Raw genomic sequence first — 25599 nt, 5'->3', positions numbered from 1 at the left:
ACCGCTCACGGACGGCTATCGCTCGGTCCGAGCGCTATCGGTCCGTACCCATTCCCGCAGCGTGAACCCGTCGTACGGTGTCTCCGAGACGATCTCCCATTCCGTGTCGTTCCACGCCGGATAGCGAGTGTCGCCCTCGTATCGTCCGTGAACGTGACTGAGAACCATTCGATCGACGAACGGTAAGAACAGGTCGTATATCGCACCGCCGCCGAGCACGTAGACGACGTCGTCGGGAGCGAACTCCCGGGCGTACGCCAGTGCGTTCTCGGCGTCGGCCGCGACGACGGCGGATGGATCGGACACCGTCTCGACGCTCCGACTGACGACTATCTGCCGGGATCCCGGGAGATCGCCGCGCATCGCCTCGAAGGTCCGGCGGCCGAGTATCACGGGAGCGTTCGCGACGCGCTCGCGATACTGCCGGACGTCCTCGGGGATATCCGGCCACGGGACCGTCCCGTCGTCACCGATCACTCGGTTCTCCGCGATCGCTGCCACGCTCACGAGTTGCACGCGTTTTACTCCGTGTGCGCAGCCCAAATAGCTATCCCGGCGTCGTCGGTTCGATCGGCATCGGATTTATGTCCCTTCGCGTCGGACATGATGGTATGGAAGACAAAACGATCGGTTCGGTCCAGACGACGATTCAGGGACGGATAGTTCGTGCGCTCGGGCGTGCACGATACGCGGCCATCGGCGGTGCGATCGGCGGTGCAGCGGGCGGGCTGATCAGCCGGAACGCGGCCAGCACGGGCGCGGGGCTCGGCGCGCTCCTTGGAGCGATCGTCGGCGAGAAGCGCACCGACGTCGACTCGGTGGTCACCGAGCTGTTGGACCGCCGGAGCGACGACGCTGAGCCGACGGAGTAGTGGGCAGTTCCGTTGTGCGTGCAGAATCGCACTGCCGTATCGCGTCGCGAGGTCGGAGCGAAACGCTACCGGTCGACGATCGCCGCCGGCGGTGAGAGGTTCCGCTTGCCGCCGAAGGTGACGAGGAACAACACGCCGAGCCCGACGCCGTACGCGAACATGAGCGGGACGGTCATCAGGAACATCGTGATAACGTCCGCCGGAGTGAAGACGGCGGCGAACAGCAGCACGCCGACGGTGACCTCCCGCCAGCGTCCCCGGAACGCGCCGTACGGGACGCCCGCCTTGTTCAAAAGCACCATCAGGACGGGCACGTCAGCAAGGAACCCGATCCCGATCGTGGTGAAGATGACGAGCCAGAGGAAGTCGCTCACCTGATACGTGATGATCATATGGGCGTCCGCGGCGTCGGTCACGAGCCAGCCGATGATCCCGGGAGCGATGTAGGAGTATCCGAGCGCGAAGCCGCCGACGAGGCCGGCAAACAGCGAGCCGGCCCAGACGTACACCTGTCGGATCCGTCCGGCGACGAATCCGCGCTCGCGGAGTGCGGGCCATGCGTAGTACAGGAGGACCGGGAAGACCGCGATCAGCCCGAACAGGACGGACACCTTCACCATGAAGATCAACGCCTCGACCGGGTGGAGCGTGATGACGCTGATACCGCCGTCGATCTCGGCGGGAACGCGCGACTCGAGGTCGGAGACGATCGTCCGGAGGCCACCGAGATACAGCCACGTGAACACGGCCGCCATCACGCCGCCGAAGACGGCGACGATCCGGAACGAGCGCGAACGAAGCGAGTCGAAGATGAATCGGAGGTCCTTGTAGTACCCGCCGATGTCGTCCTCGGCGTCCTCGCCGTCGGTGAGCTCCGAGAGGAACGTCGAACTCGCTCGAGAGGTCCGGTCACCGACGCTGTTGGTGATGCCGTCGGACGCGGCGTCGCCGTCGGATCCGTCGTCATCGTCCGCCTCGCGTTCGTCCGCGACCGCGTCGAAGCGGTCGAGTATCGCCTGTCCCTTTTCAGGGTCGTCGTCGTCGAGTGCCGCCTGTGCGAGCGCGAGCGACTCCGCTTCGGTCATCTCGACGAACGGCTCGTCGGGGGCCGCCTGCACGCCCGCGGCGTCGAGTTCGCCGACGTCGATGGCGGCCGGATCGCCGTACTGGTAGCCCGCGCTCGTCGTGTCGAGATCGACGTACACGGCCCAGAGAGTCGCGACGAACGCGAACGCACCCGCCCAGCCGACTGCGTACAGCGCCGCGGCCGTGATCGGGTCGAGACCGAGCCCCCCGCCGGGCGGGAGAAACCGCCAGTCGCTCCCGGCCCACCGAAGGAGGTCGTTCACGCCGGTTCGACCGCCGTACTCGTAGAAGGCGTACACGAGGCCGCCGCCGAGCACCCCCGCCCCGGCGACGACGTTCCAGTGGTTCCGTATCGCGTCGAACACGTCGATCCGGTCGGAGCTCCGCTGAGCGGTGACGACGAGCTTCGCCAGATAGAGGCTGAACCCGTACAGCGCGACCAGCGGAAACGCCCACATCAGCTGTGTGAACGGGTCCGGCGGCGAGAACAGCGCGCCGAACACGAAGATGGCGACGACCGCATATCGCCACTTGTCACGGAACGTCTCGTACTGGACGATACCCGAGTACGAGAGGCCGGTGATCAGAAGCGGCATCTGTCCGGCGAGGCCGAACGACAGCGAGAGGAAGACGATGAACTCCGTCCACATCACGATGGAGTACGTCGGCTGGAGGCCAGCCTCCAGCCCGAACCCAGCTAAAAACGAGAACATGATCGGGAAGAACGCGTAGATCCCGTAGGCGACGCCGACGGAGAACAGCCCGACCGCGAGCAGCCCGATCACCACGAGCTTCCACCGGGCGACGGGAGAGTCCGGCCACATCCCGCGGTCGCGAAGCTCGTCACGGGCGAAGTAGATCAGCGGCGGGAGCGCGACGATCCCGCCGATTATCAGCCCGATCTTCGCTTGCAGGAGGATAACCTCGAAGGGGGTCTGCGCGATGATCTCGGTCCGCTCCGCAACTTCCGGCGTCATGTTCGCCTCGGTGACGCGCTTGAGGAAGTCCCACACGTAGATCCGGAGGGCCCAGAACGTTCCGAGAAACCCCAACATAAAGACGATGAAGACCTTCTGAAGGTCCTTCTGGATCGACCGAAGGACGGCCTTCACCGACTCGCGGCCGGCCGCGAGCGACTGTTGGGTATCCTCGTCGAGGGCACTCGCCATATCGACTCCGAAGTCCGTCGCCGTTATCAACCTTTTCGACCGCGCTCGACATCGACCCTCCGTCGAACGGCGATCGATGACTGGAAACGGACGACTCGTCCCGCCGCGTCGACAGCGCCATCCGAAAAGGCCTATAATCACCCGGCGGCGTAGAAGAACTGAATGGACGATTCCGATCGGTCGCGTGACGAGCCATCGGGTCCCGAGACACCCTCGGAGACGGGCGACGAGGACGGGGCGGTCCCCGACGACGAATCGACCGATGGAGACGCGAGGAACGTTGCGGGCGACAGCATCGACGGCGACGACGAGGAGCAGGCGGAATCATCCGCGGACGGGACCGGCGAGGACGAGGACGAAGCGGACGGACTGTTCTACGTCCCCGACGCGGACGACCCGACAGACGACAGCGAGGCAGCGGAGGCTGATACGGACGACGACGGTGGCGACGACGGTGACGACGACGAGGGCGGTGACGACGACGACGGAGACGACGAGGGCGGTGACGACGACGACGGAGACGACGAGGGCGGTGACGACGACGACGGAGACGACGAGGGCGGTGACGACGACGACGGTGACGACGACGACGGAGGCGTCGATCTCGATGACGGGATCGGCGGCATAGACGGCCCCGAGACCGACGAGGAGATGCCGCTCGCGGAGCACATCGAGGAGATGATGCGCCGGCTGGCGGTCGTGTTCCTCTTCGGCGGTCTCGCGACGCTCGTCGCGGTGACGGAGTCGACGGTGATGATCAACTACTTCTGGGACTACCACATCCCGGCACCGATGGAGAACCGGCCGCGGCTGTACGGCCCCCTCGAACTTCCGCTGACGCGGTTGAAGGTCGCGGGAATCGCCGGCGTCGTCGTCGGGCTCCCGGCGTTCGTCTACCAGACGTACCGGTTCATGAAACCGGGTCTGTACGACAGCGAGCGGCGCTACTACCTCGCCGCGGTGCCGACCAGCCTCGTGCTCGGGACGATCGGCGTCGCGTTCGCGCACTTCCTCGTGTTGCCCGCGATATTCTCGTATTTCACCACCTACACCGCCGACGCCGCCGTGATCGCGTTCGGGCTCGCGGAGACGTTCAACCTCATCGTCGTCATGCTCGCGTTCATGGCGATCGTGTTCCAGATCCCGCTTTTCATCATGCTCGCGATCATGATGAACCTCGTCACCCGACAGTGGCTGGAGGACAAACGTCTCATCTTCTGGGGGGCGTTCCTCGGGATCGCGTTCCTCTTCAGCCCGGATCCGACCGGGATGGCCCCGATCATCGTCACGCTCACGATGATCGTGTTGTACGAGGGGACGCTCGCGATCCTGCGTTGGACCGGGAACTGACCCACCGCCGGTCCGCGCAACCGTCGGCGGTTTCCCGGATACGCGCGGTTCCGTGCCCGCTCCCGGACCGAGCTTTATCCCGAAGCGTGACCGATCCGGAGAGAGATGGTTGACGCCGAGATCCACGTCATCGACCGCGGCGGCCTGTACTGCGACATGAACTACATGATGGAGGGACACGTCCTCGGGACGCGCGAGGATCCGAACCCGGACGTCGACTACGGGGAGATTCCCGTGTGGTGTCTCGTCATCGACCATCCGGAAGCGACGATCCTCTGGGACACGGGCTCCCACCACGAGGCGGCGGCGGGCCACTGGCCAGCGGAGTTCGTCGAGGCGTTCGACCCGCACGACGCCCACGAACACCGGCTCGTGGACGACCTCGACGCGGCGGGCTACGACGTCGACGACATCGACGCCGTGTTCCAGAGCCACCTCCACATCGACCACGCCGGCGGACTGGAGGTCTTCGACGGGACCGACACGCCCGTGTACGTCCACGAGCGGGAGCTGAAGTTCGCGTACTACGACGCGAAGGTCAGGGACGGAGCCAGCGGATACGTCCTCGACGACTTCGATCACGACCTGAACTGGCGGATTCTTCACCGAGACCGCGAGGAACGCTTCGAGGACGTGGAGTTCGTCCGGTTTCCCGGCCACACGCCAGGACTCACCGGCTCAGTGATCCATCTCGACGACGAGGGGACGATCGTGTTCACCGGCGATCAGGTGTACATGGCGGAGAACTACGAGAGCGAGGTTCCGCTCGGCGGGTCGCTCCTGTGGGGGAAAACGGAGTGGTTCGAGAGCCTCAGACGACTCGAATCGATCGAGCGCCGCCACGACGCCGAGGTCGTGTACGGGCACGACCCCGACCAGTTCGAGGCGATGCGACCCGGCTGGGGGCTCTGAGATCGCCTCGTCCCCCGCCTGCGTCCTACTCCGCCAGGTGCTCGACGACGGCGTCGACGTCGTTCGGGACGGGTTCGGGGTCGCCGCCGGCCTCGTAAGCGGCGTCGGGGTCCTTCAGGAGATGTCCCGTCGTCAGGCAGACGACTCGCTCGTCGTCGTCGACGACGCCCTGCCGGCGGAGCTTTCGAAGGCCCGCCAGACTCGCGGCGGAGGCCGGCTCGACGCCGACGCCCTCCTCGGCGAGGTCGCGCTGGGCAACCGTGATCTCCTCGTCCTCGACGGCGACGGCGGTGCCGCCGGTGTTCCGGATGCCGGGGATCGCCTTCGGCGCGTTGACGGGGTTACCGATGCGGATCGCGGTCGCGCGCGTCTCGACGTCCTCCCAACGGCGGACCTCGTCCGCGCCCGTCTCTATCGCCTCGACCATCGGCGCGGCACCCGCCGCCTGTACGCCCGTCAGCTTGGGGACGTCCTCGACCGCGAGCGCGCCCGACTGGACGAGCTCTCGGAATCCCTTATAAAGTGCGGAGGTGTTGCCGGCGTTGCCGACCGGCAGAACGATCCGGTCGGGGTAGGTGCCGTGGTCGGCGTGGAACTCCTCTAAGATCTCGAAGCCGATCGTCTTCTGTCCCTCCAGCCGGAACGGGTTCAAGGAGTTGAGCAGGTAGGCCTCGCCGCGGGCGGCGAGCGCCTGAACGATGTCGAGACAGGCGTCGAAGTTGCCGTCGACCTCAAGGATGCGCGCGCCGTGGAGACTCGCCTGTGCGATCTTGCCGGCCGCGACCTTCCCCTCCGGCAGGAGGACGAGCGTTTCGAGCCCGGCGCGACCGCCGTACGCCGCCAGCGCCGCGCTCGTGTTGCCCGTCGAGGCGCACGCGAGCGCGCCGACGCCGAGCTCCTCGGCGACGCGAACGCCGACGGTCATCCCGCGGTCCTTAAACGAGCCGGTGGGGTTCATCCCCTCGTGTTTGATCCGGAGCGCGTCGACGCCGACCGACTCCTCGATCCGCGGGACGCGGTGGAGCGGCGTGTCGCCCTCCGGGAGCGTGACGCCCAGATCGAAGGGGAGTCCCTCGCGGTAGCGCCAGACCCCCCGGTCCGGGCCCGCCGTCGACGCGCCGGATCCGAACTCCTCGAACGTCGGCGGGTCGTCGTAGCGGACCTCCAGCAGGCCGTCGCAGTCGTCACAGGTGTAGCGAACGCCCGCGAAGGGGGCGAACGTCTCCCCGCACTCGATACAGGCGAGCCACGTCCCGTCCGCGGCGCAGTCGGGTGCCGTCGGGGTCGGCGCGTCGATGGCGAGACTCATTGCGTGCAGGTGGGGCCCCGCGCCTCTTAAGCCGGGCGATGCGAGCGGCCGTCGCGGAACGCCGCGGTCGGCGAAGGGCACGAGCCCGCGCCTCCGCCGAGGTTTTTAAGTGTTCGCGCGTCGCCGTCCCCGGCATGGAGATCACCTCCCAGACCGACGTCGATCCGGTCGAAGCCGTCGAAGGCGTCCACCTCACGCAGGGTGCGGCGGGCGAGAACGCGAGCATCCAGCGGTTCACTATCGAACCGGGCGCGGAGGTTCCCGAACACGACCACCCGCACGAGCAGATCGGAACGGTCACCCGAGGGACCCTCACGTTCGTCGTCGACGGCGAGGAGATCGCGGTCGGCGAGGGCGACACGTTCGTGATCCCCGGCGGGGAGCCACACGCCGCCGTCAACGACGGCGAGGACCCGGTCGAGGGGTTCGACGTGTTCTCGCCCGCGCGACCGAACCCGGACTGGGGGGAGTGACGAGGACGGGTCCACCCGATATTTATAAACAGCTCACCGCTCTCCAGTCGCGACTCGCCCCCGAACTCGATCGAGACACGCCCGTCCGAATCGACGATCCGACGGGACACGGCTGCGGTCGTGGGCCGTTCGACGGGCGATCCGCCTCCGATCGACCGCCGTCACTCCCGTATCTCGACTCGAACCGCTGTCTCCGGCGACGGGTCCCGCCAGACGAACGCGCCGTCGACGACCTCGTACACCGCGATCCTGGCGACCAGCCGCTGCTCGTCCACCGTCGCACGCAACACCGGACCGTCGGCGGTGATCGCGACGTACGGCGGTGCCGGAACGGGTGAGACGGACAGCACTCCGCCCGCGGCGTCGACGAGGTCCGACAGAGCGGCCGCGAACTCGTCGAGCACACCCGCTCGATCGAGCGTGGCTCGAAGCGCGGACCTGACGGCGCGGGACTCACGCGTCGCCGGGTCGCCGCCGACCACGTCCTCGAAGTCGGCTGCGACGGCGGCCGCGCAGTCGAGGGTCGTCGCGACGAGGTCGCCGTGCGCGTCGAGCAGGTGCTCGCGGGCCGCGTCGGGGTCGAGCGTTGGACGACGGTCCGTCACGACCCCCGCTGCGTGTCGCGTCGAAAAATCGGTTGTGGTGTGTCGAGCCGAACGTCGGTTGCGGTCCGTTTTTGCGCGCGCGGGTCGATAGGTCGGACATGACCATCCAGCCGGCAGCCGTCGAGGAGCTGATCGAGGACGGGATCCCGGACGCCGTCGCACGCGTCGTCACCCCGCGAATCCACGACGACGAGGACGAGGACGCCCACTTCGCGGCGTTCGTCGTCTCGCCCGCGTTCGAGGGCGAGTCGCTCGTCGACCAACACCAGCGCGTGTACGACGCCGTCGGCGACCACATGACGCGATCGGTCCACGCACTGGAGATCAAGACGTACACCCCGGAGGCGTACGCCGAGCACGGCGACGGGAGCCTCGACGCCGACCTCCGCGACGCGGGACTGCTTCCGGTCGAGGACTGACCCCGCGCAGCCGAGGAGCCGCGAGACGCCGAGAAGCGAACGAGCGCGACGGGTCGTAGTCGTCTCTCCCTGACGGCGTCTATCCGGTGAACCCCGAGGCGGTTCACCCGCTAAACAGGCTCGCGTGGACGGGCGCGTGGTCGGAGTCCGGGCGGGCCGAGCCGTCGTCGCCCCCGCCCCCACCGCCGTCGGTGACCGATCGGCCGTCGACGCCGTCGACGAGGAAGTCGCGGATCGGGGGGCCGACGCGCTCGGGTTCGACGAGGAACGCGTCGTGACCGTGATCGGAGTCGATGACGTGGTGAGCGACGGGGACGTCGCGGTCGCGGAACGCGGTCGCGAGCGACTCGGACTGTTCGACCGTGAAGTGCCAGTCACCGGTGAAGCTCACGAGTAGCGTCTCGCCCTCGAAAGCGGCGACCGCGTCGGCGTCGGTCGTGTATCCCGCGGCGAGGTCGTACTCGTCCATCGCGCGCGTGAGGTAGAGGTAGCTGTTCGCGTCGAACCGGTCGGAGAACCCGTCGGCCTGGTAGTCGAGGTACGACTCGACCTCGCGGTACGGGAAGAAGGTTGCCGCGGGATCCGTCTCCAACCCCAACCCGCCCTCCTCGCGGCTCAGCGAGTCGCGACCGGCGGATCTGCGGCCGAACTTCCGCTCCATCGACGCCTTCGAGAGGTACATCACGTGACCGATCTGTCGAGCGATCGCGAGTCCCTGATCGGGTTTCGGGTGACCGTCCGCGTAGTAGTTGCCGCCGTCCCAGTTCGGGTCCGCACGGATCGCGCGGCGGGCGATCGCATCAAGCGAGAGACACTGCGCACCGAGCCGCGCGGCGGCGGCGATGACCAGGAGTCGGTCCACGTCGTCCGGGTAGCGCTTCGCCCACTCCAAGGCGTTCATCCCGCCGACGCTCCCGCCGACGACGGCTCGGAGCCGACCGACGCCGAGGTGATCGAGGAGCCGGCGCTGCGCGCGGGTCCAGTCTTCCACCTGTACGGGCGGGAACGCGGTCCCCCAGCGGTCGTGGTCCGGCTCCTCCGGGAGATCGAGGTCGACGGGTCGCTTGCTGGGTGGCCCCGAGGTACCGTAACAGGAGCCGGGAACGTTCGCGCAGACGACGTAGTACTCGGTGGTGTCGATCGCCTTTCCCGGACCGACCACGTCGTCCCACCACGCGCGGGCCTGCCCCGCCTGTCCGATTACGGCGGCGTCGTCCGTCGAGTCGCCATCCGTCGAGTCGGCGTCCGTCGAGTCGGCGTCCGCGCCGCCGGACGCCCCGCCAACCGGATCGGGCGTTCGTGCGACGTTCTGGCTGCCGGTGAGCGCGTGACAGACCAACACCGTGTTGTCACCGTCGAACTCGCCGTACGTCTCGTAGGCGACCTCCAACTCCGGTATCGACTGACCGCACTCGAACGTGAACTCGCCGAGCGAAGCGACGCCACGATCCGTTGCCGTCGTGCTCATTCCTGCTCACGCTCCGTGACCGCCCGCTCGCCCGCAGCGAGCCCCGCGTCCAGGTCGGCGATGACGTCCTCGGGATCCTCGATGCCGACGGAGAGCCGGAGCATGTCCGGGAACACGCCGGCCGCGTGCTGTTCGATCTCCGACATCTGTGCGTGAGTCGTCGACGCGGGGTGGATGACGAGCGTCTTCGCGTCGCCGACGTTCGCGAGGAAGCTCGTCAGATCGACCGATTCACACAGCGTTTTGGCCGCCTCGTAGCCCCCGTCGACGCCGAACGTGACCATGCCACCGTATCCGTCGAGGTACTCGCTCGCCGCCTCGTGGGTCGGGTGGTCCTCGAAGCCGGGATAGGTTACCCATCCGACGCGGTCGTCGTCGCGGAGGAACTCGGCGACGGCACGCGCGTTCTCACAGTGTCGGTCCATCCGAAGCGAGAGCGTGTTGAGCCCCTGTATCGTCTGCCAGGCGTCGAACGGGGACTGTTGGCCCCCGGTCGGGCGGACGCCGCGCTGACGAGCGACGTTGGCGAACGCGGCGTCGCCGAACTGCTCGACGAAATCGATCGGATACGCCGGCGATCGACCGGAGAGCTCGTCGTAGTCGGCGTCCGGGTGGTCCCACGGGAACTGCCCGCCGTCGACGACGACCCCGCCGACCGTGGTCCCGTTGCCGGTGATCCACTTCGTCGTCGACTCCCAGACGATATCGGCACCGTGCTCGAACGGTCGACAGAGGTACGGCGTCGCGAACGTGTTGTCGACGACGAGCGGGACCGCGTGATCGTGGGCGATCTCCGCGAGCCGCTCGAGGTCGGGCGTCACGAGCGAGGGGTTCGCGATCGTCTCGACGTGGACGAAGGCCGTGTCCTCGTTCATCGCCGCCTCGTACCCCTCGTAGTCCAGCGTGTCGACGAGCCGGGCCTCGATCCCGCGGCGGTTCGCGATGGTCGTGAGGTACGCGGACGTGCCGCCGTACATCTCGGAGCTGGCGACGACGTTGTCGCCCGCGCTCGCGAGCACGGTGGTAATCGTGTCGAACGCGGCCATACCCGAACCCGTGGCGACCGCACCGGAACCGCCTTCGAGGTCGGCGATCCGGTCCTCCAAGGCGTTGACCGTCGGATTGGAGAGCCGGGAGTAGATGTAACCGTCCGCGCGGAGCGCGTACATCTCCGCGGTCGTGTCGGCGTCCTCGAAAACGAACGACGTCGTCTGGTGGATCGGCGTCGCGCGCGCCCCGGTCGCCGGATCCGGCTCGGCTCCGGCGTGGAGACTCCGGGTGCTGAACCCACGTGTCATGTATACTGTGCATATATCTTTAGACTTCTATAACTGTCAGTTACGGCAAGGACTGCCGGGCCCGGAAGCGGTGAACGACCACGCCGAATCGGTCAGAACAGCCGTTTCACCAGGTAGTAGATCCCAAGAGCCATCAGCGCGAGCACGACCGCGGTCCCGGAGAGGAAGGCGGCGACCCGCGGAAACACCATCCAGAACGCGACGTAAAACGAGAAGGCGAACGCGAACAGCGCGACGATCACGACGCCGCGCGTGGGGTTCTGGACTGCGGCGACGAACACCCGCTGTGGCAGCGTGAGATCGCCGAATTCGACGTCTTCGGGAACGTCTGCGGCGTCGCCGGTCGCATCCGAGTCGACATCGACCGCGGCTCCCGCATCGTCGGTGCCCCCGTCCCCGTCGCTCGCACGATCGGCGCTCGTCGCCCCGTCCGATCGCGTGTCGTCCTGAGTCACGCGCTTCGATACGGACCGTGGTCCCCTGTAGCTGTCGTTCGCCGCGGGTCAGACGATCGCGGCGACGATCCCGGACCCGGCGAGCAGCGCGAGGACCGCCGCGACGAGGTTCGTGACCGCGAATCCGCTCGCGACCCCGATCTCACCGCCGTCCGCGGTCGTCACGGTCTCGACCGCGAACGACGAGAACGTCGTGAACGCGCCACAGAACCCGACCGCGACGGCCAGCGTCACCGCCGAGCCGAGCGGTGCCGCAAGCACGCCACCGAGGACGAGGCTCCCTGCGGCGTTGACGACGACGACGGACTCCCGGCCGTCGATCGCCAGCCCGACTGCGTGTCGGGCCGACGCGCCGAGTGCGCCCCCGACGCCGACGAGCATGGTCGCGAGCAGCGGCTCCGTCACAGTCGCCTCCCGACCGCGAGGCCGACGACCGCGGCCGCGAGGCCGACGGCGTAGCTGGCGATGACGTAGGCGGTCCCGACGGTCGTTCCCAAGGCGATCGCGTCACCCGCGAACGTGCTGTACGTGGTGAACGAGGAGAGCGCACCGGTTCCGACGAACAGTCGCGTTCGACGGCTCGCGGCACGCGTCACCAGCACCCCGAGCGCGAACGAGCCGCCGACGTTCACGACGAGGGTGCCGATCCCCGTGAGGTCACCGACCGCGACGTCGACCCCGTGACGCGAGACCGCACCGACGAAGCCGCCGAGCGCGACGAGCAGGAACCCGGCGGGCGTCCGTTCCATACGTGCCACTCATCGGCGATCGTGTTGGGTGTTCGGATCGCCGAGAGGGAGGGTCCGTGCCCCGTCCGGTAGTTAGTCGATCGATCCGCCGGTCGATCCACCGTCACCGAGCGTCGACTCACCGAGCGTCGACTCACCGAGCGTCGACTCTCCGAGCCGCCGTGCCGCGACCGTCTCGCTCGCTCGGGGGCTTCCGCCGCCGTGTGGGGTCCGTCGTTCGCGTACTCGCACCGTGTGTGCCGTCTCCGTCGCGTCGTCGACGACGAGCGCCTCGCCCGTTCCCGTCGGGAGTCGGGAGGCGAGGTCGCCAGCGAGATACGTCGCCTCCGCGTCGGCCAGCCGTTCGACGTCGCGCTCGGCGGTGAGCCGGTGCGCGACGAGGAGGTCCGACTGGGAGATCGCGACCGGCGGGAGGACGCCCGGACGCTGGGTCGCACAGACGAGCGAAACGCCCGGCGCGCGTCCCCGTGTCAGAAGCGTTCGGAGCGCGGGGTCAGCGATCCCACCGAAGAAGGCGTGCGCCTCGTCTATCAGGAGCCACGGAAGCCGGTCGATCTCGTCCGCGATCCGTGCGTCGTACAGGCCGCGTGCGACCGCCCTGACCACGGCCGCGGCGGCCGTCTCCGGCGCGCCCGAGAGATCGAGCACGACCGGGTCCCCGTCGCCGACCAGCGCGGAGACGCGCGGCGCGTCCGCGTCGAAGACGCCCCACGACGACGCCAACTCCAGGTGATTGATCGCGGCGCGCCGGGCCGCGGGCGCGGCGTCCGCTCGCTCGACCGCCTCTCGGAGCATCGCGATGGAGGGGGAGGCACAGTCGGTCGGCTCCGTCCCGTCAGAGTCCGTTCCGGCGACCCCTGTCCCGTCAACGGCATCGGCGACGACGCGCCACAGCAGGCTTCCGGCCCCGCGTTCCGGGTCGAGACCGACCAGCTCCGGCCACGCCGACGGCGGGACGGACGCGGGACGGACGACGGGATCGATCGTGTGCCCACCCGTCGCCTCCAGCCCGCCGAACACGCCCATCGGGTCGACGACGACGGGTGCGACCCCCGCCGCGTCCGCGAGTCCCTCGGCCACGACCCCGAGCGTGTACGACTTCCCGGTCCCGCGTTTTCCGACCACGACGCCCGCGTGTGGCCCGTCGACGTCGAGCCCGACCGTCGCTCCGGCGCTGCCGTCGCGGGCGAGAAACGATCCGAGCCGAACGGTCCCCTCCCGTGACCTCCCCGACCCCGTCTCGCGTTCGTCGCTCGGACCGCGTTCGCGTCCGGTACTCGCTCCCACCTCGCGGCCCAGCACGTGCATGGGGCGACTGGCCTCGGCATGAGTTAAAAGTGGTCGGACGTTTCGAGATGGCTCAAAAAGGACGGGACGTCGGGTCGCCGCTCCGTCCGACCCTTTATAACGGATACCGCGGCCATCGGGCCACATGACGGATCAGCACTCGGAGACGGTCGGTCGAGCGGTCGGAGCGTTCCGCAGGGACCGCCGCGCGATCGAAGGGCTTCCGGTCAGACTCGTGATCGCCTTGGTCGTCGGCGTCGCCAGCCTCAGCGTGATGATGGGGATGGTCGGCAGCATCGATGGACTCGCGGCGACTGAACTGGACGCACAGCCACAGCCGGAGGTGACGACGCCCGGCGGCCAGTCGATCGACGTGGCCGTCGTCGATCCGGACGGGACTCGGGTCGCGGACGCGACCGTGATCCTCCGTGGCGGCTCCGCCCGGATCGACGGAGTCGCCACCGCGACGACCGACGAGAACGGGATCGCAACGATGAACGTCGCACCCGAACTGGGGCCGAACCAGCCCGACGGCACGCTCACGATCGACATCAAACCGCCCGCGGGAAGCGACTACGTCGACGAGCGGGAGAACACGGCGGTGTTGGTCGTCGCCGAGTGACGGTGACGGGCTGGCGACCGTCGGGCCTAGCGCGACAGTCGGTCGTCCCAGTCGATCCACTCCTGTTCCCAGCCGTGCTTCGCGAAGTACCCCTGCTCGGCGAACTCCGCGTCCTCGCGGCGGGTCCGGTTGCGCTCGACGCCGGCCTGTTCGCCGTCGACGAGCATCGGCTTGAGCCGGGCAGGACCGGCCGTCTCAACGGTTCGGAACCCTCGTGGAGCGGCCGGCACGTCGTCAGCAAGAACGTTGTCTGCCGGTACGTCGTCCGCCGGTACGTCGTCAGCAAGAACGCCGTCAGCCGGCACTCCGTCAGCGGGAACGTCGTCGGCCCGCTCGGAAACGGGCCCCTCCGTCTCGCCGTCCCCGACCGGCACGTTCTCTCGCTCCGGCTCGATCGCGGCGATCGTCTGGACCGCCGTCCCCTTCGGATAGACGAGCCGGCCGTCGGCTGCGAGCTGCTCGCGGAGAGCGCGCGGCGGCTCGACGACCGCCGCCTCGAGCAGTATCCGGTCGTACGGGGCGTACTCCGGGAGCCCGTGAGCGCCGTCGCGGCGGTCGACGAGCACGGCGTCGTAGCCCGCCTCGGAGAGGTTCGATCTCGCGGCGTGGACCGCGCGACGATCGATGTCGATCGCGTGAACGTGCCGCGCCCCGGCGATCTCGGCGAGCATCGCGGCGGTGTAGCCGATCCCGACACCGACGATCAGTATCTCGTCGCCCTCGTCGGCCGCGAGCGCGGTGAGCATGCGCGCCACCGTCGCCGGCGCGAGCGCCCGCGTTCCGACCTCGTCGCTGGCGCGGTCCGCATAGGGGTCGTCGTCGACGAACGTCCCGCGGGGCACCCGCTGGAGCGCGGTCAACACGGACGCGCCGAGCGGCTCGCCGATTCGGTGCTCGAGCCCCTCGATCATGTCCGCGCGCAGCGCCGCTTCGTCCATACCCGCTCTCGGCGCTGGTTCCTTTAAAACTGCACGCTCGGTCGCCCACCGACTTCGCCGACTGACCGCCGACGTCGGGCGACCGCGGGCGCGGTCGGTGAACGATCGCTGCCGGAGCGCGATCACTGCAACGGGACGAACCGGACGCCGCCGTGGTCCTCGCGGTCGACGTCGCCGCCCTCCCGAACGGTCAGCCGAACGAGTCGCTGTGAGCGTCCGCCACCGATCGGTGCGACGATCCGGCCGCCGACGCAGGTGTCCGCGAGCAGCGGATCCGGGACGCCGTCGGCCGCCGCACAGGTGAGATAGGTGGCGTCGAACGGCGCTTCCGAGGGAAGTCCCTCTCGGCCGTCGCCGACGTGAACGCTCACGTCGTAGCCGAGTCGATCGAACCGGCGTCGTGCGTCCGCCGCCAGTTCCGGGACGTATTCGACGCTGTACACGGTCTCCGGACCCACGACCTCGGAGACGACCGCGGCGTGGTAGCCGCAGCCGGTGCCGATCTCCAGGACGCGATCGCCCTCGTCGACGTCGAGCAGATCGGTCATGATCGCGACCATGTGCGGCGCGCTGATCGTCTGATCGTGTCCGATCGGAAGCGGTCGGTCCGCGTACGCCGCCGACCGCAGGCGGTCGGGGACGAACTCGTGGCGTGGCACCGATTCGAGCGCGGCCAGCGTCCGATCGCTGACGTCGGTACGTCGGCGAAGCCGCTCGATCAATCGTCGCCGAGCGACCGCCTGCTCGGTGTCGTCCATGTGTAGTGATACCACACGATAACGTGTGAATCCTCCGGTGGATCGGACGGTCATCTGATGAGTCGTGCGACCGAGCCACGAACGAGTCGTGCGATGAATTCGCGAACGGGTCGTGCGACCGATCCACACGAAAACGCCGAGGATAGACGGTGAATCCCGTGGTTGGCTCCGGAGAGAAACACTACCCTTTTGACCCTGCTGTCGGTAACAAGCGGTATAATGGGCCGACGCAAGAAGATCGTTCAAGAGTGTGAGCGGTTGATGGACGAGCCGGGGAACATCCGGAACATCGCCATCGCCGCCCACGTCGACCACGGCAAAACGACGCTCTCCGACAACCTGCTGGCCGGGGCCGGCATGATCTCACAGGACACCGCGGGCGAGCAGCTCGCGATGGACACGAAAGAGGACGAACAGGAGCGTGGGATCACCATCGACGCGGCGAACGTTTCGATGACCCACGAGTACGACGACACCAACCACCTCATCAACCTCATCGACACGCCCGGCCACGTCGACTTCGGTGGCGACGTCACTCGCGCGATGCGCGCGGTCGACGGCGCGCTGGTGGTCGTCGACGCCGTCGAGGGCGCGATGCCCCAGACGGAGACGGTGCTCCGGCAAGCGCTCCGCGAGGGAGTGAAGCCGGCGCTGTTCATCAACAAGGTCGACCGCCTCATCTCGGAGCTCCAGGAAGGACCCCAAGAGATGCAGGAGCGGCTGATGGCCGTCATCGCCGACGTCAACGAGCTCATCCGCGGAATGGCCGAGAACATGGACGACATTCCCACGGACTGGACCGTCTCCGTCGAGGACGGGACGGTCGGGTTCGGCTCCGCACTGTACAAGTGGGGCGTCTCCATGCCGTCGATGCAGCGGACCGGAATGGACTTCGGCGACATCATCGACCTCGAACAGGCCGACAAGCGCGACGAGCTTCACGAGCGCACGCCGCTGTCGAACGTCGTGCTCGACATGGTGTGTGAGCACTTCCCGAACCCCATCGACGCACAGCCCCGTCGTGTCCCGCGCATCTGGCGCGGTGACCCCGAGTCCGAACTGGCCGACACGATGCGGCTGGTCGACGAGGACGGCGAGGTCGTCTTCATGGTGACGGACATCTCGATGGACCCGCACGCCGGCGAGATCGCGACCGGTCGGGTCTTCTCCGGTACGCTGGAGAAGGGCCAAGAGCTGTACGTCTCGGGCACCGCGGGCAAGAACCGTATCCAGAGCGTCGGCCTGTTCATGGGGAGCGAACGTGAGGAGGTCGAGCACGTCCCGGCCGGTAACATCGCGTCCGTCACCGGTCTGCGTGACGCCATCGCGGGATCGACCGTCTCCTCCGTCGAGATGACGCCGTTCGAGTCGATCGAGCACATCTCCGAGCCGGTCATCACCAAGTCCGTCGAGGCCCAGAACATGGACGACCTGCCGAAGCTCATCGAGACGCTCCAGCAGGTCGCCAAGGAGGACCCGACGATCCAGATCGAGATCAACGAGGACACGGGCGAGCACCTCATCAGCGGCCAGGGCGAGCTCCACCTCGAAGTGATCACCCAGCGGATCCGCGACAATCAGGGTATTCCGGTCATCACCGGCGAACCGATCGTCGTCTACCGCGAACAGCCACAGGAGGCGTCCCGCGAGGTCGAGGGACAGTCGCCGAACCGCCACAACAAGTTCTACCTCACGGTGGAGCCGATGGCCCAGGAGATCGTCGACGCGATCCAGCTCGGTGAGGTCTCGATGGACATGCCCGAGCTGGAGCGCCGCGAGGCCCTCCAGGAGGCCGGCATGGACAAGGACACCTCCCAGAACGTCGAGGACATCCACCGGACGAACATCCTCATCGACGACACGAAGGGTATCCAGCACCTCAACGAGACGATGGAACTCGTCCTGGAGGGCCTTCAGGAGGCGCTCGACGACGGTCCGCTCGCCGCCGAGCCGGTCCAGGGGTCGCTGTTCCGCCTGCACGACGCGAAGCTCCACGAGGACACCATCCACCGTGGTCCCGCACAGGTCATTCCCGCCGTCCGCAACGCGGTCCACCGCGCGCTGATCGACGGCGAGGTCCGCCTGCTGGAGCCGATCCAGGACGTCCGGATCGACGTGCCGAGCGAGCACATGGGTGCCGCCTCCGGCGAGATCCAGGGTCGTCGTGGCCGCGTCGACGACATGTACCAGGAGGGTGACCTCATGGTCGTCGAGGGCATCGCGCCCGTCGAGGAGATGATCGGCTTCTCCTCCGACATCCGCTCCGCGACCGAGGGGCGTGCCTCCTGGAACACGGAGAACGCCGGGTTCCGCGTGCTCGTCGACAACCTCCAGCGCGAGAAGATCATGGAGATCCGCGAGCGCAAGGGCATGAAGCTGGAACTGCCGTCGTCGATCGACTACATCTAGTCGACGACGTCGGACGCCGCGCACACGAGGCTCGTTTTTTCGTCCTGTTCCGTCCCGCAAGGGACACCGCTCCGTCTCGGAGAGACATCTCTCCGGCGCGCAGGGACACCGCTCCGTCTCGTAGGGACCGGTCCACGTCGCTGACGATCGACTGGCCCGTTCGAGGCGTCGGTTGGGATCGGCGCGATGGCATCTCGCGAAGATCGATCCGTGTCAACAGTTCACTGTCGATCAGGGGAGGCAACGCCTGCCAACGCCGAAGGCTTATACACCCTGCCGCGACTTTCTTCGTGTATGCAGACGGGCACGATCCCCGATCGGCGTAGTGGTATGGAGCAAGGAAGCGACGGCTCCGCGCCGACAACAGGAACGTGCCGGACCGCGGTTCGTCGAGACGGATCGATCGCCATCACGGACGCGCTCGATACGGTGGCAGCATGAGCGACGACGCCACGTCCGATGGCGACGACGGCGGCGAGGCAAGCGCGTCTCCGGACGGACGGCCCGACGACGCGTCTCCCGACGGTGGCCACGCGGCGGCCCCGTCGACGCACACGGTTCGACTCGAGCTCGTCGACGAGCCGGGACAGCTGCTCGCAGCGCTGAAACCGATCGCCGATAACGGGGGAAATCTCCTGTCGATCTACCACGAACGGGGCAACAAGACGCCGCGCGGTCGGATCCCGGTCGAGGTCGACTTCGAGGCGACCGACGACCGGTTCGACGGTATCGTCGAGGCGCTTCGAGCGGAGGGCGTCAACGTGATGCAGGCCGGCACGGAAGAGTACGCCGAGGAACTCACGATCGTCCTGTTCGGACATCTCATCGACACCGACCTCTCGGACACGCTCACCCGGATCGAGGAGTGTGCATCGGCGTCCGTCGCCGACGTGTCGCTCGCGGCACCCCAGGGAACCGAGGAGGCATCGAGCGCGCGGCTGCGGCTGGAGGCGCGTGCGGGCGAGACGTCGACGGCGCTGTCGGCGGTGCGGTCGCTCGCCGACGAGAAGGGGCTCCGCATGATCGAGCCGCTCACGGGGGTCGAGGCATGAAGCTCGCAGTGATCGGAGCCGGAGCGGTCGGCCGTTCCGTCGTCGAACTCGCGGGCGAATACGGCCACGAGGTCGTCGCGGTCGCGGACTCCTCGAGCGCCATCGTCGACCCGGACGGCGTGGACGCCGAGGCCGTCCTCACGCGGAAGGCGGAGGTCGATGTCGTCGGCGACGACGACCCGGACGACGCGCTCGCGGCCGGCTACGACGCGCTCGTCGAGGCGACGCCGACGACGCTGGGCGACGCGGAGCCCGGATTCAGCCACGTTCGGACCGCACTGGAGCGCGATCGGCACGCCGTGTTGGCGAACAAGGGGCCGGTCGCGGAGCGGTTCGGCGAGGTGCAGGCGCTCGCGGCCGACAGCGAGGGCGACGTGCGCTTCGAGGCGACGGTCGGCGGCGCGATCCCGGCGGTGTCGACCGTCGAGGACGTCGAGCCCGGTCACGTCACCGCGGTCAGAGGCGTGCTCAACGGCACGGCGAACTTCATCCTCACGCGGATGGCCGCGGAGGGGCTCGACTACGAACACGTGCTCGCGGAGGCACAGGACCTCGGCGTCGCGGAGGCGGACCCCTCCTTCGACGTGGACGGGACCGACGCGGCGCTGAAATGCGTGATCCTCTCGAACGTGCTCTCGTTCGGTGCGGCCGAGGATCCGGCGGACGCGCGAGAGTTCACGCTGGACGACGCCGACGTCGAGGGGATCAGGGACGTCCCTGGCTCGACGCTGCGACTGGCCGCGGAGGACGGGCGGACGGTCCGATTGATCGGCGAGGCGACCGGCGAGACCGTCCGAGTCGCGCCGCGGCTCGTCCCCGAGAACGGCACGCTCGCCGTGTCCGGGACCCAGAACATCGTCCAGATCGAGACCTCACACGCCGGACGGCTCAACATCTCCGGGCTCGGTGCCGGCGGTCCGGAGACCGCGAGCGCGGTCCTCGGCGACGTCGGTCGGCTGCAGTAGTCGACGGCGACTCGCTACCGTGTGCCGGTTTTGCGCGTGCGTGTGTCGGTTTCGCGTGCGTGTGTGTCTCAAGAATCGCCGGACGGCGGCGGGATAGTCTGTGGGCTGTATCGAAACCGTTTTAGTGGAATCAACCGAAAACGTTCTCACAGAGCGCCTTAGCGCGCGATTACCCATGAGTGACAAACCGCACCAGAATCTGGCCATTATTGGCCACGTCGACCACGGCAAGAGTACGCTCGTGGGCCGCCTCCTCTTCGAAACGGGGAGCGTCCCCGAGCACGTAATCGAGCAGCATCGCGAGGAAGCAGAAGAAAAGGGCAAGGGCGGCTTCGAGTTCGCCTACGTGATGGACAACCTCGCCGAGGAGCGCGAGCGCGGCGTCACGATCGACATCGCCCACCAGGAGTTCAACACGGACAAGTACTACTTCACCATCGTTGACTGCCCGGGCCACCGTGACTTCGTGAAGAACATGATCACGGGTGCCTCGCAGGCCGACAACGCGGTGCTCGTCGTCGCGGCCGACGACGGCGTCGCGCCCCAGACCCGAGAGCACGTGTTCCTGGCCCGCACGCTGGGTATCAACGAGCTCATCATCGCGGTCAACAAGATGGACATCGTCGACCACGACGAGTCCAAGTTCGATGGAGTCGTCGAGGAGGTCAAGGAGCTCCTCAACCAGGTCCGTTTCCAGGCCGACAACGCGAAGTTCATCCCGATCTCGGCGTTCGACGGCGACAACGTCGCCGAGGAGTCCGAGAACACCCCCTGGTACGACGGTCCGACCCTCCTCGAGGCTCTCAACGAGCTTCCGGAGTCGGAGCCGCCGACGGACGCACCGCTGCGTCTCCCCATCCAGGACGTGTACACCATCTCCGGAATCGGGACCGTCCCCGTCGGACGTATCGAGACCGGGATCCTCAACACGGGCGACAACGTCTCCTTCCAGCCGTCGGACGTCGGCGGCGAGGTGAAGACGGTCGAGATGCACCACGAGGAAGTGCCCAAGGCCGAGCCCGGCGACAACGTCGGGTTCAACGTCCGCGGTATCGGTAAGGACGACATCCGTCGCGGCGACGTCTGTGGTCCCGCCGACGATCCGCCGAGCGTCGCCGAGACGTTCAAAGCGCAGATCGTCGTCATGCAGCACCCCAGCGTGATCACGGCCGGCTACACGCCCGTCTTCCACGCCCACACGGCGCAGGTCGCCTGTACGGTTGAGGAGATCAACCAGAAGATCGACCCGTCGTCGGGTGAGGTCGCCGAGGAGAACCCGGACTTCATCAAGTCCGGCGACGCCGCCGTCGTCACCGTTCGCCCGCAGAAACCGCTCAGCATCGAGCCGTCCGGCGAGATTCCGGAACTCGGCAGCTTCGCCATCCGCGACATGGGTCAGACCATCGCGGCCGGCAAGGTGCTCGAAGTCAACGAGCGATAATCGATGCAGCAGGCACGCGTCCGCCTCGCCGGCACGAGCCCCGAGGACCTCGACGACATCTGCGACGACGTCCGCGAGATCGCGGACTCGACGGGGGTCGCCCTGTCGGGCCCGATCCCGCTGCCGACGAAGACGCTCGAGATCCCGTCGCGCAAGTCCCCGGACGGTGAGGGGACGGCGACGTGGGAGCACTGGGAGATGCGCGTCCACAAGCGTCTGATCGACATCGACGCCGACGAACGCGCGCTCCGCCAGCTGATGCGCGTCCAAGTGCCCAACGACGTCAGCATCGAGATCGTTCTCGAAGACTAAGCGCTAGGGCGCAGTCGCGCCACCCGCCGCTCTCTCAATGTTTTTCACCCGAGTAGCGGCGCGGCCACCGGCGGAACCGAACGGTTCCCGTCCCGTCACTCCCAGAACGGGTACAGCTCGTCGCGCGGCGGCTCCGTGATCGGCTCGCCATCGAGGTGGACGGTGCCGGCAGCGTGAGTGGCGTCGGTGTCGCCGGCATCGACGCCGTCCGGCCGGATCGCTTCCCCGATCACCGCGCCGTCGATCCCGATATCGGAAAGCGCCGCGAGCGCATCGTCGACGCGCGACTCGGGGATCGCAGCCAACAGCGCGCCCGATCCGAACGTCGCAAGCGGGTCAATACCCAACGCAGCACAGCACGCCCGCGTTTCGGGTCGAACCGGCACGCGCTCGCGTGCGACCTCGAACGCGAGCTCGCTTGCACTCGCCATCTCGACGAGCCCGGTGAGCACACCGCCCTCGGTCGGGTCGTGGAGCGCGGTCGCGAGGTCCCGGATCGCTCGCGCGTCGTCGATCACGCTTACGTCGTCGAGGAACGCGGCGGCCGCCTCGAGGGTCGCCGCGTCGACGCCGTCGTCGAGACACGCCTCGCGGAAGTCGGTCGCGAGGATCGCGGTCGCCTCGATTCCCGCACCCTTCGTGAGCAGGAGCCGGTCTCCGGGCTCGACCCCCCCGCTCGGGAGGAACCGGTCGGTCGTCCCGAGCGCGGTCATCGAAAGCAGGGGTCGCTCCAACGACGGCACCACCTCCGTGTGGCCGCCGACCACCGCGACGCCGACCGCGCGTGCCGTCTCGTCGACCTGCTCGGCTACGGTTCGTCGGGGTTCCGGGTCGTCGTCGGGGAGGAGCACGGTGTTCGTCAGCCAGCGCGGGTCAGCGCCGCTCGCGGCCACGTCGTTGCAGGCGACGTGGACCGCGAGCCGCCCGACCGCCTCGGCCGCCAGCGAGAGCGGGTCCGTACTGACGACCAGGATCCGGTCGTCGCCCGCGCCGAGGTCGATCGCCGCGGCGTCCTCGCCGTAGGCGGCACCCTGGAGGACCGCCGGATCGTCCGCTCCCGTCGCGCCGATGAGCGCCGCGAGCGCCGACGGGTCGAGCTTTCCGGTCATCAACCGTCCCCCGCTTCCCCCGTCGTTCGGATCATCGGTCGCGGAGCCACTCGACCACTGCTTCCGGGTCGGCGTCGATCCCGCCACCCTGTGCGAACGTCGGTCCGCCGCCGCCGCCACCGCCGAACTCGGCGGTGACGGCCTCGACGACGTCGCCCGCGTCGATGCGGTCCACGCCGCCGTCGTCGACCGTGTCGCCGTCGACCGCAACCACGACGAACGGGGCGGGTCCGGGACCGACCGCGGCGAGCGCATCGACGTCGCCGCTCACGACCTCGCGTGCGGGCTCCTGGAGGTCGTTCGGGTCGGCGTCGTCGATCGGTCCGATCGCCCAGACGGCTCCGTCGACCTCGCTCGTCGGGAACTCCCGGAGCGTGGCTTCGAGGAGGTCGGCTCGCACCGCCCGGAGCTCGGCTTCGAGCCGCTCGTTGTCCTCGCGCAGCCGCTCGACGGCGTCGACGAGCCCGTCGACGTTGGCGTCGAGGGCCGCGGACGCCGCCAGTGCGGCCGCGTGCACCGCGGCGTCCCGGTCGATCGCGGTCGGACCGACCGCGAACTCGACGCGCGTGACCCCCTCACCGGGGTTCGACCGCTCGAGCACCTCGATCGGTCCGATCTCCGCGGTGTTGCGGACGTGAGTACCGCCGCAGGCGGCGACGTCCCAGTCGTCGACCGTGACGACCCGGATGGAGCCGCCGCCGCCCATCGCCCCCTCCTCCGTCTTCTCGTTGAACGCGATGTCCGCCAGCGCACGGGCGTCCGCCTCCGGCATCGTCTCCCAGGACACCGGCAGCGACTCCCACACGGCGCGGTTCGAGAGCCGTTCCAGTTCGATCAGATCGTCGTCGTCGAGCGGCTCCGCGGTCGTGAGGTCGACGCGGACCTTCTCCGGCGAGATGTCGAAGCCGGCGTAGCCGAGCTCCTCGGTGATCCGCCGTGCCGCGCCGTACAGGACGTGCGAGGCCGTGTGTGCGCGGGCGCAGTACGTCCGGAACGCGTCGTCGACGACGCCGGCTATCGTCGCTCCCCGCTCGGTTCCGGGTTCGTCGGCGAGCACGTGAACGACGTCGCCGTCGCGGTCGACGACGTCCTCGACGACGATACCGCCGAGCGTACCGCGATCGGCGGGCTGGCCGCCGGACTCGGCATAAAAGTAGGTCTCGTCGAGCACGATCTCCCTGCCGTCGACCGACTCGACCGTCGCCTCGAACTCGCGGACGTCCGGGCACTCGGGCGCGCGTGATGCCGTCATGGTTTGGCGGTGTCCGGCGTCGGATAAATAGTTGGCCGCCGCGGAACGTGGGGCGAACCGTCACCGGTCGTGGCGGCGGTCCGCCGCGGCATGTGTCGGCGTGTCGTTCGGGTCGGGAAACGGACGCTCTTATACGCGTTGGCGGGTAAAGACGGACAACATGATCTTTGAGGGCCTCCCGACGACGCCCCGTGCGGAGGAACTCCTCGACAAGGCGTTCTCGCGGGCGGCGCGTGCGGGCCACGCCAAGAGCGGCCACGAGGCCCAGGAGTCGATGCTGCGGACGGCGGGGAACATCCTCTCGGACAACCTCGAGAACGTCGTGGTCTCCTGGCCGGACTTCGGCTTCGACGTCGACCCGTTCTACTACGAGCTCGCGGACGCGATCGTCGACGTCGACGAGCTCAGACAGGCGCTCTCGCGAGTGATGTGGACCGCACGCCGGATCGAGTCGCTCCGCGACGACTACACCTCACGGCTCCGCAACGCCGACGTCGACACGGCCAAGAAGCTCCGGAAGCAGGCGTTCGCACGCATGGCCGACCTGATGGACGAGATCGCCGACGACCTCCTCGCGATCGGCGAGGCCCGCGACGCGCTCCGTGACCTGCCGGACATCCGTCCCGACGAGCCCGCCATCGTCGTCGCCGGCTACCCGAACGTCGGGAAGTCGTCGTTCGTCAACCGAGTGACCCGCGCGTCCAACGAGATCGCCGAGTACCCGTTCACGACGAAGGGCGTTCAGATCGGCCACTTCGACCGGAACCACGTCCGATACCAGATCATCGACACGCCCGGACTGCTCGACCGCCCCGCCGACGAGCGAAACGACATCGAGACGCAGGCGATAAGCGCGCTCGAACACCTCGCGGACGTCGTCCTGTTCGTGCTCGATCCGTCCGGCGACTGCGGCTACCCGCTCGAATCGCAGCTCGAACTCCGCGAGGAGATCCGCGAGCTGTTCGGCGACGACGTGCCGTTCCTCACGGTGGCGAACAAACACGACCGCTTCGAGGCGGTCCAAGCGGAGTCGGTCGACGCCACGATGAGCATCACCGAGGACGAGAACGTCGAACACGTCCTCGATCTCGCGGTCGAGGCCGCGGCCTTCGAGCCCGACCTCCCGACGCGCAACGGCGGAGAGTAGAAGCGTCGCGGCGTCCACGTTCGTGTCCGGTTCAGATCCGGATGCACGTCGAATACGGACAGTACGTCGAATACGGACAGTACGTCGAATACGGACAGTACGTCGAATACGGACAGTACGTCGAATATGGACAGTACGTCGC

General features: G+C 68.1%; 27 protein-coding genes. 13 read left to right on the top strand and 14 right to left on the bottom strand.

Features of this window, described 5'->3' with window-relative positions:
• Positions 1–15: 15 nt before the first annotated feature.
• The gene (locus ACNSN7_RS06320) at positions 16–516 is read right to left on the bottom strand and encodes a dihydrofolate reductase (RefSeq protein WP_418281428.1); all 501 of its coding nucleotides are present in this window, start codon (positions 514–516) and stop codon (positions 16–18) included.
• Positions 517–611: 95 nt separating this feature from the next.
• On the opposite strand from ACNSN7_RS06320, the gene ACNSN7_RS06315 reads away from it, so the two are divergent.
• The gene (locus ACNSN7_RS06315; RefSeq protein ID WP_418281427.1) at positions 612–872 is read left to right on the top strand and encodes a glycine zipper 2TM domain-containing protein; all 261 of its coding nucleotides are present in this window, start codon (positions 612–614) and stop codon (positions 870–872) included.
• Positions 873–937: 65 nt separating this feature from the next.
• Here ACNSN7_RS06315 and ACNSN7_RS06310 read toward each other — a convergent pair whose 3' ends face one another.
• Positions 938–3127 carry a twin-arginine translocase subunit TatC gene (locus ACNSN7_RS06310; protein ID WP_418281426.1) on the bottom strand — a complete coding sequence of 730 codons (2190 nt, stop codon included), beginning with the start codon at positions 3125–3127 and terminating at the stop codon, positions 938–940.
• Positions 3128–3289: 162 nt separating this feature from the next.
• On the opposite strand from ACNSN7_RS06310, the gene tatC reads away from it, so the two are divergent.
• Positions 3290–4477: a twin-arginine translocase subunit TatC gene (gene tatC / locus ACNSN7_RS06305; RefSeq protein ID WP_418281425.1), complete on the top strand. Its 1188-nt coding sequence runs from the start codon at positions 3290–3292 to the stop codon at positions 4475–4477.
• Between the two features lie 105 nt (positions 4478–4582).
• Entirely contained in the window at positions 4583–5389 is an 807-nt protein-coding gene (locus ACNSN7_RS06300) for an N-acyl homoserine lactonase family protein (RefSeq protein ID WP_418281424.1), read from the top strand.
• 25 nt (positions 5390–5414) lie between these two features.
• Here the strand turns inward: ACNSN7_RS06300 and thrC are convergent, their stop codons facing one another.
• The gene (gene thrC, locus ACNSN7_RS06295) at positions 5415–6698 is read right to left on the bottom strand and encodes a threonine synthase (RefSeq protein WP_418281423.1); all 1284 of its coding nucleotides are present in this window, start codon (positions 6696–6698) and stop codon (positions 5415–5417) included.
• A 134-nt stretch (positions 6699–6832) separates the two neighbouring features.
• Here thrC and ACNSN7_RS06290 point away from each other — a divergent pair, with 134 nt between their 5' ends.
• Positions 6833–7171, top strand: coding sequence for a cupin domain-containing protein (locus ACNSN7_RS06290; protein ID WP_418281422.1), 339 nt, complete (start codon positions 6833–6835; stop codon positions 7169–7171).
• Between the two features lie 161 nt (positions 7172–7332).
• Here ACNSN7_RS06290 and ACNSN7_RS06285 read toward each other — a convergent pair whose 3' ends face one another.
• Positions 7333–7776, bottom strand: coding sequence for a DUF7988 family protein (locus ACNSN7_RS06285; RefSeq protein ID WP_418281421.1), 444 nt, complete (start codon positions 7774–7776; stop codon positions 7333–7335).
• Between the two features lie 98 nt (positions 7777–7874).
• Here ACNSN7_RS06285 and ACNSN7_RS06280 point away from each other — a divergent pair, with 98 nt between their 5' ends.
• Positions 7875–8195 (top strand): BolA family protein, encoded by a 321-nt coding sequence (locus tag ACNSN7_RS06280; RefSeq protein WP_418281420.1) that lies wholly within the window; start codon positions 7875–7877, stop codon positions 8193–8195.
• Positions 8196–8298: 103 nt separating this feature from the next.
• On the opposite strand, the gene metX is transcribed toward ACNSN7_RS06280, so the two are convergent.
• The 6 genes from metX to ACNSN7_RS06250 all read right to left on the bottom strand — a co-directional run bounded on the left by metX (position 8299) and on the right by ACNSN7_RS06250 (position 13473).
• On the bottom strand, positions 8299–9663 hold the full coding sequence (metX, locus tag ACNSN7_RS06275; RefSeq protein WP_418281419.1) for a homoserine O-acetyltransferase MetX: 1365 nt from the start codon (positions 9661–9663) through the stop codon (positions 8299–8301).
• Positions 9660–10961 (bottom strand): O-acetylhomoserine aminocarboxypropyltransferase/cysteine synthase family protein, encoded by a 1302-nt coding sequence (locus ACNSN7_RS06270; RefSeq protein WP_418281418.1) that lies wholly within the window; start codon positions 10959–10961, stop codon positions 9660–9662. Before ACNSN7_RS06270 ends, metX begins: the two co-directional genes overlap by 4 nt.
• 92 nt (positions 10962–11053) lie before the next feature.
• The gene (locus ACNSN7_RS06265) at positions 11054–11416 is read right to left on the bottom strand and encodes a hypothetical protein (protein WP_418281417.1); all 363 of its coding nucleotides are present in this window, start codon (positions 11414–11416) and stop codon (positions 11054–11056) included.
• Positions 11417–11464: 48 nt separating this feature from the next.
• Positions 11465–11821 (bottom strand): fluoride efflux transporter FluC, encoded by a 357-nt coding sequence (locus ACNSN7_RS06260; protein ID WP_418281416.1) that lies wholly within the window; start codon positions 11819–11821, stop codon positions 11465–11467.
• Positions 11818–12165, bottom strand: coding sequence for a fluoride efflux transporter FluC (locus ACNSN7_RS06255; RefSeq protein ID WP_418281415.1), 348 nt, complete (start codon positions 12163–12165; stop codon positions 11818–11820). The genes ACNSN7_RS06260 and ACNSN7_RS06255 overlap by 4 nt, the downstream gene beginning before the upstream one ends.
• 72 nt (positions 12166–12237) lie before the next feature.
• A complete protein-coding gene (locus tag ACNSN7_RS06250; protein WP_418281414.1) occupies positions 12238–13473 on the bottom strand; it encodes an ATP-binding protein in 1236 nt (411 codons plus the stop codon).
• A 124-nt stretch (positions 13474–13597) separates the two neighbouring features.
• Here ACNSN7_RS06250 and ACNSN7_RS06245 point away from each other — a divergent pair, with 124 nt between their 5' ends.
• Positions 13598–14074, top strand: a complete 477-nt coding sequence (locus tag ACNSN7_RS06245) for a DUF7382 domain-containing protein (protein WP_418281413.1) — start codon at positions 13598–13600, stop codon at positions 14072–14074.
• 26 nt (positions 14075–14100) lie between these two features.
• Here ACNSN7_RS06245 and ACNSN7_RS06240 read toward each other — a convergent pair whose 3' ends face one another.
• The gene (locus ACNSN7_RS06240) at positions 14101–15012 is read right to left on the bottom strand and encodes a protein-L-isoaspartate O-methyltransferase family protein (protein WP_418281412.1); all 912 of its coding nucleotides are present in this window, start codon (positions 15010–15012) and stop codon (positions 14101–14103) included.
• 122 nt (positions 15013–15134) lie between these two features.
• Positions 15135–15770: a protein-L-isoaspartate(D-aspartate) O-methyltransferase gene (locus ACNSN7_RS06235; RefSeq protein WP_418281411.1), complete on the bottom strand. Its 636-nt coding sequence runs from the start codon at positions 15768–15770 to the stop codon at positions 15135–15137.
• A 219-nt stretch (positions 15771–15989) separates the two neighbouring features.
• Between ACNSN7_RS06235 and ACNSN7_RS06230 the strand changes: the two genes are divergently transcribed.
• The 6 genes from ACNSN7_RS06230 to rpsJ all read left to right on the top strand — a co-directional run bounded on the left by ACNSN7_RS06230 (position 15990) and on the right by rpsJ (position 21949).
• A complete protein-coding gene (locus ACNSN7_RS06230; RefSeq protein WP_418281410.1) occupies positions 15990–18179 on the top strand; it encodes an elongation factor EF-2 in 2190 nt (729 codons plus the stop codon).
• Between the two features lie 294 nt (positions 18180–18473).
• Positions 18474–18620, top strand: a complete 147-nt coding sequence (locus ACNSN7_RS06225; protein WP_418281409.1) for a hypothetical protein — start codon at positions 18474–18476, stop codon at positions 18618–18620.
• The gene (locus ACNSN7_RS06220; protein WP_418281408.1) at positions 18617–19231 is read left to right on the top strand and encodes an amino acid-binding protein; all 615 of its coding nucleotides are present in this window, start codon (positions 18617–18619) and stop codon (positions 19229–19231) included. The genes ACNSN7_RS06225 and ACNSN7_RS06220 overlap by 4 nt, the downstream gene beginning before the upstream one ends.
• On the top strand, positions 19228–20196 hold the full coding sequence (locus ACNSN7_RS06215) for a homoserine dehydrogenase (RefSeq protein ID WP_418281407.1): 969 nt from the start codon (positions 19228–19230) through the stop codon (positions 20194–20196). The genes ACNSN7_RS06220 and ACNSN7_RS06215 overlap by 4 nt, the downstream gene beginning before the upstream one ends.
• 175 nt (positions 20197–20371) lie before the next feature.
• Positions 20372–21637 (top strand): translation elongation factor EF-1 subunit alpha, encoded by a 1266-nt coding sequence (tuf, locus tag ACNSN7_RS06210; protein WP_418281406.1) that lies wholly within the window; start codon positions 20372–20374, stop codon positions 21635–21637.
• Between the two features lie 3 nt (positions 21638–21640).
• The gene (gene rpsJ, locus ACNSN7_RS06205; protein WP_004048854.1) at positions 21641–21949 is read left to right on the top strand and encodes a 30S ribosomal protein S10; all 309 of its coding nucleotides are present in this window, start codon (positions 21641–21643) and stop codon (positions 21947–21949) included.
• 95 nt (positions 21950–22044) lie between these two features.
• Here rpsJ and ACNSN7_RS06200 read toward each other — a convergent pair whose 3' ends face one another.
• Together ACNSN7_RS06200 and ACNSN7_RS06195 are read right to left on the bottom strand one after the other, a co-directional pair.
• Entirely contained in the window at positions 22045–23058 is a 1014-nt protein-coding gene (locus ACNSN7_RS06200; protein WP_418281405.1) for an AIR synthase family protein, read from the bottom strand.
• A 31-nt stretch (positions 23059–23089) separates the two neighbouring features.
• Positions 23090–24310 carry an alanine--tRNA ligase-related protein gene (locus ACNSN7_RS06195; protein WP_418281404.1) on the bottom strand — a complete coding sequence of 407 codons (1221 nt, stop codon included), beginning with the start codon at positions 24308–24310 and terminating at the stop codon, positions 23090–23092.
• Between the two features lie 160 nt (positions 24311–24470).
• Between ACNSN7_RS06195 and ACNSN7_RS06190 the strand changes: the two genes are divergently transcribed.
• The gene (locus ACNSN7_RS06190; protein WP_418281403.1) at positions 24471–25457 is read left to right on the top strand and encodes an NOG1 family protein; all 987 of its coding nucleotides are present in this window, start codon (positions 24471–24473) and stop codon (positions 25455–25457) included.
• Positions 25458–25599 lie beyond the last annotated feature (142 nt).

It is taken from the genome of Halorubrum rarum, assembly GCF_048380895.1.
GTDB lineage: Archaea > Halobacteriota > Halobacteria > Halobacteriales > Haloferacaceae > Halorubrum.
Note: the sequence above shows the minus strand (reverse complement) of the source record. Positions and strands in the feature narration are given on the sequence as shown.

Bases quoted from the DNA above. Each gene is read 5' to 3' on its own strand.
- ACNSN7_RS06315 (WP_418281427.1), top strand. From the start codon at position 612: ATGGAAGACAAAACGATCGGTTCGGTCCAGACGACGATTCAGGGACGG.
- ACNSN7_RS06310 (WP_418281426.1), bottom strand. From the start codon at position 3,127: ATGGCGAGTGCCCTCGACGAGGATACCCAACAGTCGCTCGCGGCCGGC.
- tatC (WP_418281425.1), top strand. From the start codon at position 3,290: ATGGACGATTCCGATCGGTCGCGTGACGAGCCATCGGGTCCCGAGACA.
- ACNSN7_RS06300 (WP_418281424.1), top strand. From the start codon at position 4,583: ATGGTTGACGCCGAGATCCACGTCATCGACCGCGGCGGCCTGTACTGC.
- thrC (WP_418281423.1), bottom strand. From the start codon at position 6,698: ATGAGTCTCGCCATCGACGCGCCGACCCCGACGGCACCCGACTGCGCC.
- ACNSN7_RS06290 (WP_418281422.1), top strand. From the start codon at position 6,833: ATGGAGATCACCTCCCAGACCGACGTCGATCCGGTCGAAGCCGTCGAA.
- ACNSN7_RS06280 (WP_418281420.1), top strand. From the start codon at position 7,875: ATGACCATCCAGCCGGCAGCCGTCGAGGAGCTGATCGAGGACGGGATC.
- metX (WP_418281419.1), bottom strand. From the start codon at position 9,663: ATGAGCACGACGGCAACGGATCGTGGCGTCGCTTCGCTCGGCGAGTTC.
- ACNSN7_RS06270 (WP_418281418.1), bottom strand. From the start codon at position 10,961: ATGACACGTGGGTTCAGCACCCGGAGTCTCCACGCCGGAGCCGAGCCG.
- ACNSN7_RS06255 (WP_418281415.1), bottom strand. From the start codon at position 12,165: ATGGAACGGACGCCCGCCGGGTTCCTGCTCGTCGCGCTCGGCGGCTTC.
- ACNSN7_RS06250 (WP_418281414.1), bottom strand. From the start codon at position 13,473: ATGCACGTGCTGGGCCGCGAGGTGGGAGCGAGTACCGGACGCGAACGC.
- ACNSN7_RS06245 (WP_418281413.1), top strand. From the start codon at position 13,598: ATGACGGATCAGCACTCGGAGACGGTCGGTCGAGCGGTCGGAGCGTTC.
- ACNSN7_RS06240 (WP_418281412.1), bottom strand. From the start codon at position 15,012: ATGGACGAAGCGGCGCTGCGCGCGGACATGATCGAGGGGCTCGAGCAC.
- ACNSN7_RS06235 (WP_418281411.1), bottom strand. From the start codon at position 15,770: ATGGACGACACCGAGCAGGCGGTCGCTCGGCGACGATTGATCGAGCGG.
- ACNSN7_RS06230 (WP_418281410.1), top strand. From the start codon at position 15,990: ATGGGCCGACGCAAGAAGATCGTTCAAGAGTGTGAGCGGTTGATGGAC.
- ACNSN7_RS06225 (WP_418281409.1), top strand. From the start codon at position 18,474: ATGCAGACGGGCACGATCCCCGATCGGCGTAGTGGTATGGAGCAAGGA.
- ACNSN7_RS06220 (WP_418281408.1), top strand. From the start codon at position 18,617: ATGAGCGACGACGCCACGTCCGATGGCGACGACGGCGGCGAGGCAAGC.
- ACNSN7_RS06215 (WP_418281407.1), top strand. From the start codon at position 19,228: ATGAAGCTCGCAGTGATCGGAGCCGGAGCGGTCGGCCGTTCCGTCGTC.
- tuf (WP_418281406.1), top strand. From the start codon at position 20,372: ATGAGTGACAAACCGCACCAGAATCTGGCCATTATTGGCCACGTCGAC.
- rpsJ (WP_004048854.1), top strand. From the start codon at position 21,641: ATGCAGCAGGCACGCGTCCGCCTCGCCGGCACGAGCCCCGAGGACCTC.
- ACNSN7_RS06200 (WP_418281405.1), bottom strand. From the start codon at position 23,058: ATGACCGGAAAGCTCGACCCGTCGGCGCTCGCGGCGCTCATCGGCGCG.
- ACNSN7_RS06195 (WP_418281404.1), bottom strand. From the start codon at position 24,310: ATGACGGCATCACGCGCGCCCGAGTGCCCGGACGTCCGCGAGTTCGAG.
- ACNSN7_RS06190 (WP_418281403.1), top strand. From the start codon at position 24,471: ATGATCTTTGAGGGCCTCCCGACGACGCCCCGTGCGGAGGAACTCCTC.